This window comes from Kitasatospora sp. NPDC057015, from assembly GCF_042673745.1.
Taxonomy (GTDB): domain Bacteria; phylum Actinomycetota; class Actinomycetes; order Streptomycetales; family Streptomycetaceae; genus Kitasatospora.
This window is the reverse complement of sequence record NZ_JBHUSG010000085.1, coordinates 1-18,338: the sequence shown is the minus strand read 5'-3', so window position 1 is coordinate 18,338 and position 18,338 is coordinate 1. Positions and strand designations below refer to the sequence as shown.

Genomic DNA, 18,338 nt, shown 5'->3' with positions numbered 1-18,338 from the left:
GGTCACCACCACGACGGGCAGGACGACCTCGTGCTCCTCGAAGCGCGTCATGGCGAGAGGGTCTGCCAGGAGCACGCTGGTGTCGAGAACGTACGTGCGCCGGTCTGGTGTCCGGCGGCTCTTGGAACTGACCACTAGGCCTCCAGGGCGGATGACCCTGCGTCACCCGCGGCATACCGGCCCCCGTGGCCCCGGTGGCCCAGGTACCGGTCTGATCCGAGTATTCCCAGGCGAGGGGTGGTGCATTCGCGCCCGAGAGAACTGACGGATCATTCCTGGTGAACGTTTGCCCGCACCGGCGGCGGGTACGTCAGCCCTTTCGGAAGCCCCACGGGTCGTCAGTGCACGGCGAGCGGTCCCGGCGCCCGACGACCCCGCTTCCGGGCCCGGTCGGCCGAGCCGGTCAGAGCCCGAGGCGCCGGTTGCGCTGCTGGAAGTCGCGCAGGGCGCGGAGGAAGTCGACCTTGCGGAAGGCCGGCCAGTACGCCTCGCAGAAGTAGAACTCGCTGTGGGCGCTCTGCCAGAGCAGGAAGCCGGAGAGGCGCTGCTCGCCGGAGGTCCGGATCACCAGGTCGGGGTCGGGCTGGCCCTTGGTGTAGAGGTGCTCGGCGATGTGCTCGACGTCCAGCACCTCGGCCAGCTCCTCGATCGAGGTGCCGCGGCCGGCGTGCTCCTGGAGCAGCGAGCGGACCGCGTCGGCGATCTCGTGCCGGCCGCCGTAGCCGACGGCGACGTTGACGGTGATGCCGTCGATGTGGGCGGTGTCCTGGGCGGCCCGCTTGAGGACGTCCGCGGTGTGCTGCGGGAGGAGGTCGAGGGCGCCGACCGGGTTGACCCTCCAGCGTCGGGCGTCGGCGAGGCCGGTGACGGCGTCCTCGATGATCCCGAGCAGCGGGACGAGCTCCTCGGCGGGGCGGGAGAGGTTGTCGGTGGAGAGCATCCAGAGGGTGACGACCTTGACGTGGGTCTCGTCGCACCAGCCCAGGAACTCGCTGATCTTGTCGGCGCCGCGCTGGTGGCCGTACGCGGTGGTGCCGCCGGTGGCCTTGGCCCAGCGGCGGTTGCCGTCCAGGATCACGCCGATGTGGTGCGGGGTGCGGGCGAGGTGCACCTCGACCCGGCGGCCGTAGAGGCCGTACATACCGTCCAGCAGGGTGCGCAGACCCGGCGTGCGTTCGACGACATCGCGCAGACCCATGGCTTCCGGCCCCTCCGTGCTCTTCCCTTGGGGTGCGTACAACCCCCGCGCGCAGCCTACTCCCGCGCGGTGCCACTCGGTAAAGCCGCAGGTCCCGGTCAGGTTACGGTCCGGTAGCGCCAGGTGTACAGAGGTCGGACCGCCGGTGAACCCGGTCGGATACGGAATGGTCTCCGCTTCCTTAAGGGACCCGTAATTCGGGTTCCCGATGCTTGACGACCCCCATTGGTCTAGTCCAGCTTGTGTGTCCAAGGGCAGGCGCACTCCCAACGCCGCCCCACCCCCACAGCAGTTCTGCGGACCTCCCCTCCCCCACAACGCGGCCGCCGCGCCCCCCACCGCGGCGGCCGCTCCCTCCTCCTCCCACAGGAGCGTCGACACCATGGCCCGTACGCTGAACCAGCCCGCGCACAAGCGCCGGCGAAGCACCCTGCCCGCCCTCGCGGCCGGCACCACGGCCCTCGCGCTGGCCGGCACCGGCCTGGCCCTGTTCGCGGGCGGCGCCAGCGCCGCCGTCGGCAACGTGGCGACCAACGGCGGCTTCGAGAGCGGCCTGTCCGGCTGGAGCTGTGTCGGCGCCACCAGCGCGGTCAGCAGCCCGGTCCACTCCGGCACCGGCGCGCTCAAGGCGACCCCGGGCGCCGGCGACACCGCCGAGTGCCGCCAGACCGTCTCCGTGCTCCCCAACACCAGCTACACGCTGAGCGGCTGGGTCCAGGGCCCGTACGTCTACCTCGGCGCCAGCGGCACCGGTGGCACCGACCCGAGCACCTGGTCGAACCAGAGCACCTGGAACCAGCTCACCACCACCTTCACCACCGGTGCGAGCACCAACACCGTCACGCTCTACGTGCACGGCTGGTACGGCCAGGCCGCCTACGGCGCGGACGACATCACCCTGACCGGCCCGGCCGGCACCGCCTCGCCGAGCCCGTCGGTCACCCCGACCGCCACCGCCTCGCCGACCGCGACCAGCTCGCCGACGGCCACCAGCTCCCCGACGGCCACCAAGTCGCCGACCGCCACGGCCTCCCCCACGGCCACCGCGTCGCCGACCGCGACCAGCACCCCCACCCAGCCCGCCACCGGACTGCCCAAGCACGCGGTGACCGGCTACTGGCAGAACTTCGACAACGGCGCGACCGTCCAGCGCCTGCGTGACGTCCAGAGCGCCTACGACATCATCGCGGTGTCCTTCGCCGACGCCACCACCACGCCCGGCGGCATCAGCTTCACCCTGGACCCGAAGCTCTCCACCGCGCTCGGCGGCTACACCGACGCCGACTTCAAGGCCGACATCGCGGCCAAGCGCGCGGCCGGCAAGAAGGTCGTCCTCTCGGTCGGCGGGCAGAACGGCGCGATCAGCGTCGCCAACGCCGCCGCCGCGACCACCTTCGCCAACAACGCGTACGCGCTGATCCAGCAGTACGGCTTCGACGGGGTCGACATCGACCTGGAGAACGGCGTCGACGCCACCTACATGGCGCAGTCGCTGCACACCCTGGCGGGCAAGGTCGGCTCCGGCTTCATCCTGACCATGGCCCCCGAGACCATCGGGATGTACAGCACCGCCGGCAACTACTTCCAGCTGGCGCTGAACGTCAAGGACATCCTGACCGTCGTCAACACCCAGTTCTACAACTCGGGCGGCATGAACGGCTGCGACGGCAAGGTCTACAACCAGGGCACCATCGACTTCATCACCGCCCAGATCTGCACCCACATCCAGGGCGGCCTGCGGCCCGACCAGGTCGGCATCGGCGTCCCGGCGTCCACCAAGGGCGCGGGCAGCGGCTACGTCTCCTCCACCGTCGTCAACAACGCGCTGGACTGCCTGGCCACCGGCAACCACTGCGGCACCTTCGTCCCGCCGGCCAAGTGGCCGACCATCCGCGGCGCCATGACCTGGTCCACCAACTGGGACGCGGCCAACAACAACGACTTCTCCAACAACGTGGGCAGCTACGTCCACAACATGCCGTAACTCTCCCCGGCGCGCCGCTCCTTGAGGGTGGAGCCCGCGCGCCCACGGCGGGGCCCGCCGCACCGACCAGGTGCGGCGGGCCCCGTCCGCGTTCCGCGGGCCGGCCCGCGGGAGCAGGCCGGCCGTGAGCAGGCGTCACGCGAGCAGGACGGCCCAGAGCGTGCCCAGCAGCATGAACGGGCCGAACGGGATCTCCAGTCCGCGGACCGGCCGGCGCCGCAGCAGCGCCGCGCCCATCCGGCCGGTGCCCCAGACCGCGCCCAGCGCGGAGGCCAGGAAGAAGGCCGAGAACGCGGTGCCCCAGCCGTACAGGCCGAGCAGGGCGCCCAGGCCGAACGCCAACTTGCCGTCCCCCAGGCCGGCCAGGCCGAACCAGGCCGGCACCTCGAACAGCGCACCGGCCGCGAGCGCCACCAGCAGACAGCGCAGCAGCACCCCGGGGCCGCCGTCCAGGAGCGCGGCCGGCACCAGCAGCAGCGCCACCCCCAGGCGCAGGCACAGGGTCAGCGGATCCGGCAGTCGCCGTACCGAGCCGTCCACGAAGCCGAGCACCACGCCGAACGGAACGGCCCAGAGCAGCGGAAGCACCTGCGGCCAGCCCGTACTCAGCGCGGCGGCCGCCGCCCCCGCCGCGACCAGCTCGACCTGACCCGCTCCCGGACCGAGCCGCCCACCGCAGCCCGGGCAGCGACCGGTGGGCGCGAGCGCCCCGACCCCGCGCGCGCAGGCCGGGCAGGCCTTGCACAGCGGATCCTGCTCGGACGGCACGGCGTACCGCACGACCGCCCCGCGCAGCACCGGCGCCAGTGCCAGCCCGGCCAGCGCACCCACCAACGACCCGACCACCGGCCACCCCCTCTCCTCTTCGGACCGTCAAGTCCCCCGGTCCCCGTACCCGAACCCGCTCGGACGGGCACCCCGCCTGCTCCGTCAGAGTCTGCTGCTTCGCCGGCCGCACCGATCACGGGGGCGTCCCGAAGCACATCCGGAGCATCCCGCGGGCGACCGTTCCGGCCACCGCGGTCGCCCTGCGGCCGACCGACCGCCGACCGGCCACCGACCGGCCGCGGCCCGGGGAACGGCGACGACGCGGGCGCCGGGCGCCGGGCGGGGCGGCCGGCGCGACCGGCGGTAGTCGCGATCCGGCCATTCACCGGGTCCACGTGGCAGACGACACGCCCATCGGCGGGCCCCGGACCCGTAAAGTAGGCAGGCATGCAGGTCATCCAGTCCAGCAAGCTCGCCAATGTCTGCTACGACATCCGCGGCCCGGTGCTCGACGAGGCGATGCGACTGGAGGACCAGGGGCATCGCATCCTCAAGCTGAACACCGGCAACCCCGCGCTCTTCGGGTTCGAGGCGCCCCCGGAGATCCTCCAGGACATCCTGCGCAACCTCTCCACCGCGCACGGGTACGGCGACTCCAAGGGCCTGCTCTCCGCCCGCCGCGCCGTGGTCATGCACTACGAGGAGCGCGGCCTGCACGGGCTCACCGTCGAGGACGTCTTCCTGGGCAACGGCGTCTCGGAGCTGATCCAGCTCGCCATGACCGCCCTGCTGGACGACGGCGACGAGGTGCTCGTCCCCGCGCCGGACTACCCGCTGTGGACGGCCTCGGTCAGCCTGGCCGGCGGCACGGCCGTGCACTACCGCTGCGACGAGCAGGCGGAGTGGTACCCGGACCTGGCGGACATCGAGTCCAAGGTCACCGACCGCACCCGGGCGATCGTGGTGATCAACCCGAACAACCCGACCGGCGCGGTGTACCCGCGCGAGGTGCTCGAAGGCATCGTCGAGATCGCCCGCCGCCACCAGCTGGTGATCTACGCGGACGAGATCTACGACAAGATCCTCTACGACGACGCCGAGCACATCCCGCTGGCCACCCTGGCGCCGGACCTCTTCTGCGTCACCTTCAACGGACTCTCCAAGGCCTACCGGGTCGCGGGTTTCCGCTCCGGCTGGATGGTGCTGTCGGGCGACCGCCAGCGGGCCGGCAGCTACGTGGAGGGCCTGACGGTCCTGGCCTCGATGCGGCTCTGCGCCAACATGCCGGCCCAGCACGCGGTGGCCGCGGCGCTCGGCGGACGGCAGTCGATCAAGGACCTGATCCTGCCCGGCGGCCGGCTGCTGGAGTCGCGCGACGCGGCGTTCAAGCTGCTGAACGAGATCCCCGGCGTGAGCTGCGTCAAGCCGAAGGGCGCGCTGTACGCGTTCCCCCGGCTCGACCCCAACGTGTACAAGATCAAGGACGACGCCCAGATGGTGCTCGACCTGCTGCGCTCGCAGCGGATCCTGCTCGTCCAGGGCACCGGGTTCAACTGGCCCGAGCCGGACCACTTCCGGCTGGTCACCCTGCCCAGGGCCGAGGAGATCACCGACGCGGTGACCCGGATCGGCGACTTCCTGAGCGGGTACGCCCAGCCCTGACGGGCCGCCGGACGCGCGCGGGTCATCGCGCTGTCGGCGGCCCGGCAGGAGCCCGGGCCGCCACCACGGTCGTCGGCGCGGTCGTCGGCGCGGCGGTCGCGATCCTCGCCGCCCTGCCGGCCGCACCGGCCTCCGCCCTCGGCGGCGGGTTCGTGACGCCCACGTCGACCACCGTCGTGAACGCCCACAGCGGCAGTGCCTGGAGATCGCCCACTGGCGCACCGACAACGGCGCCCCCGCCCGCCGGTGGCGCGGGAAGTCCAACCGGGTGGTCGACGCCGACAGGGCGTGGATCACCGACATCAAGCTGCTCTGACCGTCCCGGCGGGGGCGCCGGGCGCCGACACGCCCGCGGCCGGAGCCCCGATCCGGACGAACCCCGTGCTCCGTCGAGCGGGTTCGTCCGGCCGGGGCTCCGGCCGCGGTGCTGCTGCCCGGTACCGCGGCCGGCCGGCGGGGTGACCGCGCCGGCCGGCCGCCGCAGGGCTAGCCCAGGCGCTTGACCAGGGCGCGGTACTCGTCCCACAGCTCGGTGGGGGTGTGCTCGCCGAAGAGCTCCAGGTGGGCCGGCACGAGCGCGGCCTCCTGGCGCCAGATGTCGGCGTCGACGGAGAAGAGCAGCTCGCGGTCCTCCGGCGACAGGTCCAGGCCGGACAGGTCGAAGGCCTCCTGGGTCGGCAGCACGCCGATCGGGGTCTCGACGCCCTCGCCGGTGCCGTCCAGGCGCTCGACGATCCACTTCAGCACGCGGCTGTTCTCGCCGTAGCCCGGCCACACGAACTTGCCCGCGCCGTTCTTGCGGAACCAGTTCACGTAGTAGATCTTCGGCAGCTTCGCGGCGTCGGCCTGCGCGCCCAGCTCCAGCCAGTGGCCGAAGTAGTCGCCCATGTTGTAGCCGCAGAACGGCAGCATGGCGAACGGGTCGCGGCGCAGCTCGCCGACGGTGCCCTCGGCGGCGGCGGTCTTCTCCGAGGCGATGTTGGCGCCGAGGAAGACGCCGTGCTGCCAGTCGAAGGACTCGGTGACCAGCGGGACGGCGGTCGCGCGGCGGCCGCCGAACAGGATGGCCGAGATCGGCACACCCGCCGGGTCCTCCCACTCCGGGGCGATGGTCGGGCACTGCGCGGCCGGCACGGCGAACCGGGCGTTCGGGTGGGCGGCGGGCGTGCCGGACTCCGGCGTCCAGTCGTTGCCGCGCCAGTCGGTGAGGTGTGCCGGGGGCTCCTCGGTGAGGCCCTCCCACCACACGTCGCCGTCGTCGGTCAGCGCGACGTTGGTGTAGACGGTGTTGCCCCAGAGCGTCTCGATGGCGTTGGCGTTGGTGTCCACGCCGGTGCCGGGCGCGACGCCGAAGAAGCCGGCCTCCGGGTTGATGGCGTAGAGCCGGCCGTCGGCGCCGAAGCGCATCCAGGCGATGTCGTCGCCGATCGTCTCGACCTTCCAGCCCGGGATGGTCGGCTGGAGCATCGCGAGGTTGGTCTTGCCGCAGGCGCTCGGGAACGCGGCGGCGACGTACTTCGGCTCCGCCTCGCCCGAGGGGCCGGCCGGCGGGGTCAGCTTGAGGACAAGCATGTGCTCGGCCAGCCAGCCCTCGTCCCGCGCCATGGTGGAGGCGATGCGCAGCGCGTAGCACTTCTTGCCGAGCAGGGCGTTGCCGCCGTAGCCGGAGCCGAAGGACCAGATCTCGCGGGTCTCGGGGAAGTGCGAGATGTACTTGGTGCTGCTGCACGGCCACGGGACGTCGGCCTGGCCCTCGGCGAGCGGTGCGCCGACGGTGTGCACGGCCTTGACGAACTCGCCGTCCTCGCCGAGCTGGTCGATCACGGCCCGGCCCATGCGGGTCATCACGCGCATGGAGACGGCGACGTAGGCGGAGTCGGTGATCTCGACGCCGTACGCGGCCAGCGGCGAGCCGACCGGGCCCATGGAGAAGGGCACCACGTACATGGTGCGCCCCTTCATCGCGCCCTTGAACAGGCCGTTCTCGCCCTGGAAGACCTCCCGCATCTCGGCGGGCGCCTTCCAGTTGTTGGTCGGGCCGGCGTCCTTCTCCTGCTCGGAGCAGATGTAGGTCCGGTCCTCGACCCGGGCCACGTCCGTGGGGTCGGAGGCCGCGTAGTAGGAGTTGGGCCGCTTGTCCTGGTTGAGCTTCTTGAAGGTGCCCTGGGCCACCAGGAGGTCGGCGAGGCGCTGGTTCTCCTCCTCCGAGCCGTCGCACCACTCGATGCGGTCGGGCTGGGTGAGCTCCGCGATCTCGCTCACCCAGGCCAGCAGACGCTTGTGGCGGGTGGGCGCGGATGCGCTGAGAGCAGAGTTCTCGTACGACACGATCGCTCCGTTTCACGCCGTCTCGGCACCGAGACGGCGTAGCGGGGGGTTTGAGGGTGCTTGCAGCGTAGCTCCGCCATTCGGGGCCGAACACGGCACGACGGCGAGTTTGACGCGATTTTTACTCCTAACTGGCAGATTACTGGTGGGTAAGGCGGCAGACCTGTCCCTCCTCGAACCCTTGAGTGCCGCCCCCGATTACTCCAAAACGTCCAAGAGTGAGCATCGCCACTACCTACGATTCAGTAACCTACGGACCCGTAGGTAGCATGTCGCGCATGACTGCGGATCAGAGCAACGCCCTTGAGGCATTCATCGCGGAGGTCAAGCCCAAGTGGCGGGGCTGGCTGCACGCCGGGATGTTCCCGGCCTCGGTCGCCGCCGGCATCGTGCTGATCTGCCTGGCCGGCTCGACCTCCGCGAGGATCGCCTGCACGATCTACTCGGTGAGCGCCTGGCTGCTCTTCGGCGTCAGCGCGGTCTACCACCGCTTCAACTGGGGCCCGCGCGGGGACGCCGTCCTACGCCGCCTCGACCACGCGAACATCTTCCTGATCATCGCGGGCTCGTACACCCCGTTCACCATCCTGCTGCTGGAGGGCGGACGGCGGGAGACGCTGCTCTGGCTGGTCTGGGGCGGAGCGCTGGCGGGAATAGCGTTCCGGATCTTCTGGGTCGGCGCCCCGCGCTGGCTCTACACGCCCTGCTACCTCGCGCTGGGCTGGGCCGCGGTCTTCTTCCTGCCCGACATGATCCGCACCGGCGGCGCGGCCGTGATCACCCTCATGATCGTCGGCGGCGTGCTCTACAGCCTGGGCGGCGTGGTGTACGGACTCAAGCGGCCCAACCCGTCACCGCGTTGGTTCGGGTTCCACGAGGTCTTCCACGCCTTCACCCTGGGCGCGTTCATCTGCCAGTACGTGGGCGTCTCGCTGGTGGCCTACACGGTGGCCGGCTGACCCCGTCCGACGGGCCGCCCTCGCGTCCAGCGCCTCCTGGGCCCGCCGGCAGCGCTCGCAGTGCGCCGCCTGCGGCCGGGCGGCGCCCCGTCGGGCGGCCCTCAGCGGCAGGTGCGCGAGCCGGAAGCGCCGCGCCACGTGCACGCACACCAGCAGCACCTCCACGCCGGCCACTCCCAGCACCAGCGCAGCCCCGTTGATCAGGTACGCCGCCACGACGGCCAGCGCGGCCGTCACCACGACGACCGCCCCCCACACCTGTGCCCCCGTCGAACCCTTCTCCGGCATCGGCCGTCCCTTCCCGCGCGGGCTCGTGGTCGGCTCCTGCCGCCCCACCCCTTCTCCGCTCCCGGTAGCACCCGGTCGCCATTGACCGATTGCCACAGTCTATCTACCGACAGTGATCCGAAGGCCCATCGGGACGGCTAACGGGGGGTCAACGCTGCGTCAATTTCCTGTGCGGGACAGTGACTTACCATACCGGTCACAGAGGGCTATGCCTTACACACAGCGACCGGCACCGTCGCCGGACGGGCCCGGGGCGCCCTGTCGGACCGGGCCGGGGCACGTCCGACGCCGCGGCCGGTGCGGTCACCTCGGGCACGACAGAGCGGCGGACCCGTGAAGACCGGATCCGCCGCTCGGTGCTCCGCCCGCCGGGTGCTACCCGCGCACCCGCCGACGCAGGGCGACGCCCGCTCCCGTGAGCGCGGTGACGCCCAGGGCCGCGACCGCCGCGACGGCGGGCAGGGTGCTGCCGCCGCCGCTCGTCTCCGGGGCGGCGGCGTCCGGCCGGTAGCCGCCGCCCTCGCCCGCCCGGTCGTAGGCCGACCCGGGCAGCTTGTCGCCGTACCGCCGGTGCACCAGCTCCTGGTACGCGGCCAGGCTGATCCCGCCCGCGCCGACCGAGAGCCGGGCCTCCTCGTCCAGCGGCAGCACCCGCCCCTCGCGCAGCACGTACCAGGCGTTGATCTGCGGCTCGCGGAAGGCCGTGCCGCCCCCGCCGCTCGCCGCCCGCGCCGGGTAGTCGCTCTCGTCACCGCCGGAGGCGACGTTGACCACCCGCCACCCGCCGGCCTCCCGGACCGTCCAGACGGAGGCCACCTGGCCGTCCGCCGAGACCGCCCGGCTGGCCGCGAACTCCGCCCGGGCGACCGGCGCACCCGCCGTACCGGCCACGAAGGCCTGGTCGAGGGTGTAGACCGCGACGGTCTCGCCGGTCAGCCGCGGGGCGGCGGCACCCGCCGCCCTGGCCTCCTCGGCCGCGCCCGGCGCCGACTGTCCGGCCGGCCCGGTCGGGGGGACGCCCTTGCGGGCGAAGAAGTGGCCCAGCCGGTCGAGCACGGCCGGGCTCTGCGCCGCCGCCCTGGCCTGGGCCAGCTCGGCTGCGGCGACCGGCGCGGGCACGCCGGCCGTGGGCCCTCCGGCGGCCGGCCCACGGCCGTCGGCGGCCTGCGCCACCGGCGCGAGCGCCAGGCCGAGCGCGAGCACGGCGCCCACGGCGGCGGTGCGGGCAACGGCTTTCCTGGTGTCGTTCATGTCGCCCCTCACGCGCCGATCCGGTACAGGGAGTGGGTCCAGGAGAACGAGCCGTTGCTCACGTAGTACGAGTAGTCCGCCCAGTTGTAGCGGGTGTTGGACGGCCAGGGATCACCCCAGTAGACCCAGTTGCTGGCGGTGTCGTAGCCGTACAGGACGTGCATGTGGCCGCCGCCCGAGCTCCACTGGATCCGGGTCTCGATCGGCCGGTTGGCGTTCACCTCGGTCTGCACCGTGGTGTAGCGCAGGTAACCGGTCACGTAGGAGCCGGGGTTGATGCCGATCCAGCTCAGGCCGTTCTGCACGTCGCCCAGGGTGGCCTGGCTGTTGGGGCAGGTGGAGTTGGTCGCGCGGCCGAAGGCGGCGTTGCAGAACTGGTTCTGGCTGTAGGAGTAGCCGAACCAGGTGGCGATGGTGTTGCCGCTCGCCGCCCAGCACCAGTTGGAGTTCTGCTGCTGCTGCATGGTGATGTTGAGCTTCTTGTAGGTGCCGGCCAGGTCGGCGACGGCGCCGGCCGCGGCGGGCCGGGCCTGGGCCGCCCGGGCCTGGCCGGTGACCGGTGCCGCCGCCGAGGGGGAGGCGGCGGCGACCGTGAGCGCCGGAGCCAGCACCCCGAGCGCGAGCGTGGCGACCGTACGGCGCAGCCGTATCCGGTGAACTGTCATGGGGGAAGGCCTCCTTGCATCTGCAGAGGAGAGGGTGTGGGGGGCGCGTCCGGACGCTGGTCGGAAGCATCGGCCCGCCGGCGCCGGACGGTCAACGGGCCACCGCCCGCGCCGCCGCGCGGTGTGAACGGCCCCGCCCGGGTGTGAACGGCCCGACGCTCTCCCCGGCCCCGCACGCGTCGACCGGTGACAACCCGCCCCGCCCCGTGTGAATATTCACGCCCGACCGGACACCACCGCTGCCCGGCCCCCCGCAAGCCGACCGGCACCCCAGCCGCCCCAGGAGTGGACATGCAGCGGACCGGCACGCCCCCCGACCTGACCACCGCGCTGCGCACCGGCCCGTTCCACCTGGCCCTGCGCACCGCCATCGCCGCCCGGGGCCTGGCCCTGCACCGGGTGCGGGAGCACCTGGCCCTGCGCGGGATCCGGGTGGGAGTCACCACCCTCAGCTACTGGCAGCAGGGCAGAAGACGCCCCGAGAGAGCCGAATCACTGCGTGCGGTCAGGGCGTTGGAGGAGCTGCTGGAGCTCCCGGCCCACTCGCTCACCCGGCTGCTCGGTCCGCGCCGGGCCTCCGCGACCGGCCCGGACGCCACCCCGGACGCCCCCGCGCTGCGCCCCTACCGCGACCTGATCGCCCCGGCCGCCGCGGTCGACGACCTGCTCGCCGCACTGCCCGGTCCGCCCGACAGCGGACTGCACACCATCACCCACATCGAGCGGGTCCGGCTCGGCCCGGACCGCCAACTGCACCGGCGCGACTCGCTGCACGCCGTCCGCGCCCACCGCGACGGCATCGACCGCTATCTCGCCATCTACCAGGGCGATCCCGGCTGCGACATCGCCCGGGTGGCCGTCCGCGCCGAGGAGAACTGCCGGCCCGGCCGGATCCGCCGCGACCAGGCCGCGAACCTGCTGGTCGCCGAACTGCTGCTGGACCGCCGCCTGCAGGCCGGCGACACCCACCTCCTCGGCTACGGCTTCGACGACGCCCCGGCGCCGGAACCCGGCCGGGAGTACGTCCGGGGCTTCAACTCCGGCACCGGCCAGTACGTCCTCCAGGTGACCTTCGACCCGGCCGCCCTGCCCGTCCGCTGCCACCGCTTCGCCTGCCACTCGCCTGGCGAAGCCCCGTACGAGGAAGAGGAGTTGACCCTGGACGGGCACCACAGCGTGCACCTCTTCGCGTCCGGCCTGCGGCCGTGCCTGCTGGGCGTGCGCTGGGACTGGGACTGACCCGGGCGCCCCGCCCGCGCACGGCTGCCGGGCCGGGGCCCGCTGCCCCGCCCCCGGTGCTGCCCGGGCCGGGGCTCACCCCGCCCTGACCCCCAGCCGCTCGGCCAGCACGGCCCGGTCCACCGTCGGCGCGTCGCAGCTGAAGTGCCGGCAGACGTACGCGGCGGGGGCGCCGGCGACCAGCGGGCGGTCGGCCAGCAGCGGCACCTCGGTGCTGCCGGGCTCGCCGAGGGCGACCACGGCGCCGGGCGCGGTGGCGAGCAGCGCGGTGCGGTGCAGTTCGGCGGTCGCCGGGTCGCCGGCCGGGCCGACCACGGCGACCTCGCGCGGGCCGTCGGTCCAGGCCTCGGCGGCGGCCAGGCCCCAGCCGATGAAGCGCGGGGCCCGGGAGGCGAGCGCGCCGACGACGGCGAGGGCCCGCTCGGCGGCGGTGCGGTGGACGGCGGATCCGGTGTAGGCGGCGTAGGTGAGCAGGGCGTTCGCGGCCGCGGTCCAGCCGGAGGGGGTGGCGTTGTCGGTCGGGTCCTGCGGCCGGCGGATCAGCTGCTCGGCGTCGTCCGCCGTGTCGTACAGGGCTCCCGACGCCTCGTCGGTGAAGTGCAGCAGGACGGTGTCCAGCAGGCCGCCGGCCAGGCCCAGCCACTCGCTGTCGCCGGTGACGGCGTACAGGGCGAGGAAGCCCTCGGCGGTGTCCGCGTAGTCCTCCAGGACACCGGCGTTGGCGCCGGCCCGGCCGTCGCGCGAGGTGCGCAGCAGCCGCCCCTCGGGCGTCAGGTGGACGGCCAGCAGCAGATCGGCCGCGCGGACGGCGGCCTCGACCAGGTCGGGCCGGGCCAGCAGGGCGCCGGTCTCGGCGAGTGCCGCGATGGCGAGGCCGTTCCAGGCGGCCACCACCTTGTCGTCCCTGGCCGGTGCGGGCCGCTGCGCGCGGGCGGCGGCCAGGGCGGCGCGGATCCGCCGGTAGGCCTCCTGGTCGGTCGGGTCCGCGGGCAGTTGGAGCACCGAGGCGCCGTGCTCGAAGGTGCCCTCCGGGGTGACCGCGAAGAGCACCGCGGCGGCGGCGCCGTCCTCGGGGCCGAGGACGTCCGCCAGTTGCTGCGGGGTCCAGGCGTAGTAGGCGCCCTCGACCGACTCGCCGGTCACCGGGTCCTGGCTGTCGGCGTCCAGTGCGGAGGCGAACCCGCCCTCGGGGGTGCGCAGTTCGCGCAGCAGGAAGTCGGCGGTGCCGAGCGCCACCCGGCGGGCGAGGGCGTCGCCGGTGGCCCGCCAGAGGTGCAGGTAGCCGCGCAGCAGCAGCGCGTTGTCGTAGAGCATCTTCTCGAAGTGCGGCACCACCCACTCGGCGTCCACGGAGTAGCGGGCGAAGCCGCCGCCGAGCTGGTCGTGGATGCCGCCGCGGGCCATCGCCTCGCAGGTGCGGGCGGCCATCTCCAGCGCCACCTCGGAGCCGGTCCTGGCGTGGTGGCGGAGCAGGAACTCGATCACCATGGACGGCGGGAACTTGGGCGCCCCGCCGAAGCCGCCGCGCCGGGCGTCGAAGCCGCGGCTGAGCGACACCAGGGCCTGGTGCAGGTCCGCCTCCCCCGGCGGCCGGTGGGCGCCGGCGCCCGCCGAGTAGACGGCGGCCCGCTCGGCCAGGTCGGTCCTGATCCGGGCGGCGACCTCGCCGACCTCCTCGGGCCGCTCGCGCCAGGCGGCGTCCACGCCCTCCAGCACCTGCCGGAAGCCGGGCATGCCGTGCCGGGGCTCGGGCGGGAAGTAGGTGCCGAAGTAGAACGGGTCCTTGTCCGGCGTGAGGAAGACCGTCATCGGCCAGCCGCCCTGGCCGGTCGCGGCCTGCACGGCCTCCATGTAGACGGCGTCCACGTCCGGCCGCTCCTCGCGGTCGACCTTGACCGCGACGAAGTGCTCGTTGGCGTACGCGGCGGTCTTCTCGTCCTCGAAGGACTCGTGGGCCATCACGTGGCACCAGTGGCAGGCCGCGTACCCGACCGAGAGCAGGACGGGCACGCCGCGGCGGCGGGCCTCCTCGAACGCCTCCGGGCCCCAGGGCCACCAGTCCACCGGGTTGTCGGCGTGCTGGAGCAGGTACGGCGAGGTCGCGTCAGCGAGACGGTTCGGCATGGCCCCATCCTCGCGCATCGGCGCCGCCCGGGGCCGCCGGACCGGGCCGTGGCGCCCGCCGGCCGGCCGGGCGCCCGGGTGTCCGGGGCGTCGGCGGACCACGTCGGTGCGCGCACCGCGGGCCCGCGCGCACCGCCCACCCACCGTGCACGGAGCTCCTCCGGAGCGGGTCGGCCGCGCACGGCGGACCGCCGCCGGAACGGCCCCGGCACTCCGTACGCGGTGGAAGCCGATGATCCGGTTTCGCTGCGATGACCTTTCCATAACAGACCGATATCTTCACGAAAGCTAATCAATACTCCGGCACCCGAGCATCGAATTAATGGATCCGCCCGGGATCGGCGAGACGATCCGAGACGTTCGGAGAGGTGGCAATGGACCTGCCGATTAGCGATTTTTCGACCGGAGTACTGGTACAGAAATACGGCGGCAGTTCCCTGGCCACACTCGACCACGTGCGGGCGGTCGCCGCCCGCGTCGCGGCCGCCCACCGCTCGGGCCGGGCGGTGGTCGTGGTCGCCTCGGCCCGGGGCAAGGCCACCGACGAGCTGCTGCGGCTGGCGCACGAGCTCAACCCCGATCCGTCCCAGCGCGAACTGGACCTGCTGCTCGCCACCGGCGAGGCCGCCTCGGCCTCCCTGCTCGCCATGACCCTGCAGGCCTCCGGAGTGCCGGCGGTCGCCCTCGCCGGGTCGCAGAGCGGGATCCTGGCCGGCGGCGAGCACGGCTCCGGCGTCATCGTCGCCATCGACACCGAGCTGGCCCTGCGGTACCTGCGGGCCGGGAACGTGGTGGTGGTGGCCGGTTTCCAGGGCGCCAACGCCGAGGGCGACACCGTCACCCTGGGCCGCGGCGGCTCGGACACCACCGCGGTGGCGCTCGCCGCCGAGCTGGGCACCGGCCGCTGCGAGATCTACACGGACGTCGAGGGCGTCTACACGGCGGACCCCCGGATCGCCTCCGCAGCTCGGATCATGCCGGTCGTGGACATGGGCGTGATGACCGAGATGTCACTGGCCGGGGCCAAGGTCATGCACTCCCGCGCGGTGGAACTCGCCGCGCTGTACGGGGTGGACATCCACGTCATGCACTCATCCCTGGAAGGTCCCGGAACGGTTATCCGCGGGGGAATTGGAGAAGAAATGCTGGAGACGAGCACTGCCGTCCAGGCAGTCGTACATGATACGGATGTTGCCCGTGTGGCGATGCGCGTCGAAAGGATCGACGCCGATTCCGTCGCCGAGGTTTTCCGTTTCCTGGCCCACAAGTCCATTCCGGTCGGTATGGCCGCTCTCTCCGAGGGCGACGAGGGCGGGTTCTCGGTCGGAATGACCGTCCGCCGCTCCGACGTACCGGACCTGCGCAGGTCGCTGCGCGACATGGCGGCCCGCTGGGGCGGCTGGGTCGAGGTCAACGAAGGGGTCGGCATGCTCTCGGTGGTCGGCACCGGGCTGCTCAGCCGGCCCGAGTACGCCGCCCGGATGCTGTCCGCGCTGACCAGCGCCGAGATTCCGGCGAGCGCGGTGGTCACCTCCCAGCTCCGGATCTCCGCCACCGTGCCGGACGGCGACGTGGTGCGCGCGGTCGGCGTGCTGCACAGCGAGTTCGGGCTCGACGCGGAGACCCGGGACCTGCGGCCGGCCCATCAGTTCTGACGCGCCCACCCCCTCACGAAGGGGACGCGCAAATCCCTCACGAAGGAGAGTGCCGATGGCCCTCAACACATCGTTCGCCCGCCAGGTGCGGCTGAAGCGGCTGCACCGGCACGCGCCGGACCGGCTCTTCGTCGTACCGCTCGACCACTCCGTCACCGACGGCCCGGTCACCGGCGGCAACCGGGTCAACCAGTTGGTCGGCCGGCTCGCCCACAACGGCGTGGACGCGGTGGTCCTGCACAAGGGCAGCCTGCGCCACGTGGACGCCGAGTGGTTCACCAGCACCTCGCTGATCGTGCACCTCAGCGCGAGCACCGTGCACGCCCCGGACCCCAACGACAAGTACCTGGTCGCCAGCGTGGAGGAGAGCCTGCGGCTCGGCGCGGACGCCGTCAGCGTGCACGTCAACCTGGGCTCCCACGAGGAGCGGCAGCAGGTTTCGGACATGGCCAAGGTGGCGGACGCCTGCGACCGCTGGAACGTCCCGCTGCTCGCGATGATGTACCCGCGCGGCCCCAAGATCTCCAACCCGGCCGACCCGGCGCTGGTCGCCCACGCGGTGACGCTCGCCGCGGACCTGGGCGCCGACCTGGTCAAGGCCCCGTACGTCGGCTCGGTCGAGGCGATGGCCGAGATCACCGGCACCGCCTCCGTCCCGGTGATCGTCGTCGGCGGCCCCCGCAACGACGACGAGGGCGCGGTCCTCTCCTACGTCGAGGACGCGCTGCGCGGCGGGGCGGCCGGCGTGGCGATGGGCCGCAACGTCTTCCAGGCCGCCGACCCCGGCGCCGTCGCCTACAAGATCGCCGAGCTGATCCACGGCGACTTCCCCCCCAACGCCGCGGGCTCCCAGCACCGCGGCCACTGACCACCCTTCCGTTCCACGTCGCTCAGCACCCATTGAGGAGAACCCTGTGAAGCTCAGCTGGCTCGACATCCGCAAGACCGACGAAGCCAAGGCCGCGATCCTCCAGGAGGCCCTGCACTACCGACTGGACGGCATCGTCGCCGACGACCCCGCCGAGTTCGAGCAGCTGCCGCCGACCGTGCAGAAGGTGCTCTTCCCGCAGGGCAAGCCGCTGCCCGAGAGCTTCGGCAGCGCCGACATCGTCATCGTCGACCCCGCCCTGCACGGCGAGCCGGCCGAGCTGGCGCTGCGTCACCCCGAGGTGGAGTTCGGCCGGTTCGTCGAGATCATCGACGCCGACACCCTGGAGGACGCCTGCCAGTCGGCCCGCACCGAGAAGTGGAGCCTGCTGCTCTTCCGCGACCCCACGAAGATCCCGCTGGAGATCGTGATCGCGGCCGCGGCCAAGTCCACCGGCAGCCTGATCACCATCGCGCAGGACGTGGAGGAGGCCGAGATCATCTTCGGCGTCCTGGAGCTCGGCTCGGACGGCGTGATGATGGCGCCGGCCAAGGTCGGCGACGCGGCCGCGCTGCGCAATTCGGCCGAGTTCGAGTCCCCCAACCTGGAGCTGACCGAGCTCACCATCACGGCCACCAGCCACATCGGCATGGGTGAGCGGGCCTGCGTGGACACCTGCTCGCACTTCCGCGAGGACGAGGGCATCCTGGTCGGCTCGCACTCCAAGGGCATGATCCTCTGCGTCAGCGAGACCCACCCGCTGCCGTACATGCCGACCCGTCCGTTCCGGGTGAACGCCGGCGCGATCCACTCGTACACGCTGTCCAAGGGCGAGCGCACCAACTACCTGAGCGAGCTCCGCACCGGCAGCAAGATCACCGCGGTGGACGTCAAGGGCCAGACCCGCATCATCACCGTGGGCCGCGTCAAGATCGAGTCCCGTCCGCTGATCTCGATCGACGCGGTGGCCGCCAACGGCCAGGCCGTCAACCTGATCCTGCAGGACGACTGGCACGTGCGGGTGCTCGGCCCCGGCGGCGTCGTCCTCAACAGCACCGAGCTGAAGCCGGGCGACATCGTCCTGGGCTACCTGCCCACCGAGGACCGGCACGTCGGCTACCCGATCAACGAGTTCTGCCTGGAGAAGTAGGCCCGACCACACGGCGCCGCCGTGCCGCCGGAACCACCGGCGGCGGGGCGGCGCCGTGGCGTCCGGACCCAATCGCCCGGTGCGGCATGGCCGGCGCCGCCGGGCCACCGCTTCCGGGTCACCGTATCCGGGAGCGCCCCGGACGCACCGCGCCGTAGCCGAACGCCGCAGCCCCGCCGGAGGATTCCTCCGGCGGGGC

At 72.7% G+C, this 18,338-nt stretch carries 14 protein-coding genes; 7 read left to right on the top strand and 7 right to left on the bottom strand.

The genetic code is table 11. The annotated features are described in order from the left end of the window. Together ACFTWP_RS40195 and ACFTWP_RS40190 are read right to left on the bottom strand one after the other, a co-directional pair. On the bottom strand, window positions 1–135 hold a 135-nt coding region (locus ACFTWP_RS40195; protein ID WP_375923820.1), incomplete at its 3' end, for a PIN domain-containing protein. A 268-nt stretch (window positions 136–403) separates the two neighbouring features. Beyond that, entirely contained in the window at window positions 404–1,198 is a 795-nt protein-coding gene (locus tag ACFTWP_RS40190; protein ID WP_380270149.1) for an isoprenyl transferase, read from the bottom strand. Window positions 1,199–1,580: 382 nt separating this feature from the next. On the opposite strand from ACFTWP_RS40190, the gene ACFTWP_RS40185 reads away from it, so the two are divergent. After that, the gene (locus tag ACFTWP_RS40185; RefSeq protein WP_380270148.1) at window positions 1,581–3,182 is read left to right on the top strand and encodes a chitinase; all 1,602 of its coding nucleotides are present in this window, start codon (window positions 1,581–1,583) and stop codon (window positions 3,180–3,182) included. Between the two features lie 135 nt (window positions 3,183–3,317). Here the strand turns inward: ACFTWP_RS40185 and ACFTWP_RS40180 are convergent, their stop codons facing one another. Next, complete coding sequence (locus ACFTWP_RS40180) at window positions 3,318–4,028, bottom strand: prepilin peptidase (RefSeq protein ID WP_380270147.1); 711 nt, start codon at window positions 4,026–4,028, stop codon at window positions 3,318–3,320. A 369-nt stretch (window positions 4,029–4,397) separates the two neighbouring features. Between ACFTWP_RS40180 and ACFTWP_RS40175 the strand changes: the two genes are divergently transcribed. Then, a complete protein-coding gene (locus tag ACFTWP_RS40175) occupies window positions 4,398–5,612 on the top strand; it encodes a pyridoxal phosphate-dependent aminotransferase (RefSeq protein WP_380270146.1) in 1,215 nt (404 codons plus the stop codon). A 486-nt stretch (window positions 5,613–6,098) separates the two neighbouring features. On the opposite strand, the gene ACFTWP_RS40170 is transcribed toward ACFTWP_RS40175, so the two are convergent. Beyond that, entirely contained in the window at window positions 6,099–7,940 is a 1,842-nt protein-coding gene (locus ACFTWP_RS40170) for a phosphoenolpyruvate carboxykinase (GTP) (RefSeq protein ID WP_380270145.1), read from the bottom strand. 269 nt (window positions 7,941–8,209) lie between these two features. Between ACFTWP_RS40170 and ACFTWP_RS40165 the strand changes: the two genes are divergently transcribed. After that, entirely contained in the window at window positions 8,210–8,899 is a 690-nt protein-coding gene (locus ACFTWP_RS40165; RefSeq protein WP_380270144.1) for a hemolysin III family protein, read from the top strand. 663 nt (window positions 8,900–9,562) lie between these two features. Here ACFTWP_RS40165 and ACFTWP_RS40160 read toward each other — a convergent pair. Both ACFTWP_RS40160 and ACFTWP_RS40155 read right to left on the bottom strand, forming a co-directional pair. Then, window positions 9,563–10,438, bottom strand: coding sequence for a hypothetical protein (locus ACFTWP_RS40160; RefSeq protein WP_380270143.1), 876 nt, complete (start codon window positions 10,436–10,438; stop codon window positions 9,563–9,565). 8 nt (window positions 10,439–10,446) lie between these two features. Further along, window positions 10,447–11,103 carry a papain-like cysteine protease family protein gene (locus ACFTWP_RS40155; RefSeq protein ID WP_380270142.1) on the bottom strand — a complete coding sequence of 219 codons (657 nt, stop codon included), beginning with the start codon at window positions 11,101–11,103 and terminating at the stop codon, window positions 10,447–10,449. A gap of 291 nt (window positions 11,104–11,394) precedes the next feature. Between ACFTWP_RS40155 and ACFTWP_RS40150 the strand changes: the two genes are divergently transcribed. Further along, window positions 11,395–12,342 (top strand): hypothetical protein, encoded by a 948-nt coding sequence (locus ACFTWP_RS40150; RefSeq protein ID WP_380270141.1) that lies wholly within the window; start codon window positions 11,395–11,397, stop codon window positions 12,340–12,342. Window positions 12,343–12,417: 75 nt separating this feature from the next. Here ACFTWP_RS40150 and ACFTWP_RS40145 read toward each other — a convergent pair whose 3' ends face one another. Continuing rightward, window positions 12,418–14,466 (bottom strand): thioredoxin domain-containing protein, encoded by a 2,049-nt coding sequence (locus tag ACFTWP_RS40145; RefSeq protein ID WP_380270140.1) that lies wholly within the window; start codon window positions 14,464–14,466, stop codon window positions 12,418–12,420. Window positions 14,467–14,840: 374 nt separating this feature from the next. Here ACFTWP_RS40145 and ACFTWP_RS40140 point away from each other — a divergent pair, with 374 nt between their 5' ends. The 3 genes from ACFTWP_RS40140 to ACFTWP_RS40130 are packed head-to-tail and all read left to right on the top strand — an operon-like array spanning window position 14,841 to window position 18,139. Continuing rightward, window positions 14,841–16,121, top strand: a complete 1,281-nt coding sequence (locus ACFTWP_RS40140) for an aspartate kinase (protein WP_380270139.1) — start codon at window positions 14,841–14,843, stop codon at window positions 16,119–16,121. Between the two features lie 55 nt (window positions 16,122–16,176). Beyond that, window positions 16,177–16,989: a 2-amino-3,7-dideoxy-D-threo-hept-6-ulosonate synthase gene (locus tag ACFTWP_RS40135; RefSeq protein WP_380270138.1), complete on the top strand. Its 813-nt coding sequence runs from the start codon at window positions 16,177–16,179 to the stop codon at window positions 16,987–16,989. A 46-nt stretch (window positions 16,990–17,035) separates the two neighbouring features. After that, window positions 17,036–18,139 carry a 3-dehydroquinate synthase II family protein gene (locus ACFTWP_RS40130; protein ID WP_380270137.1) on the top strand — a complete coding sequence of 368 codons (1,104 nt, stop codon included), beginning with the start codon at window positions 17,036–17,038 and terminating at the stop codon, window positions 18,137–18,139. Window positions 18,140–18,338 lie beyond the last annotated feature (199 nt).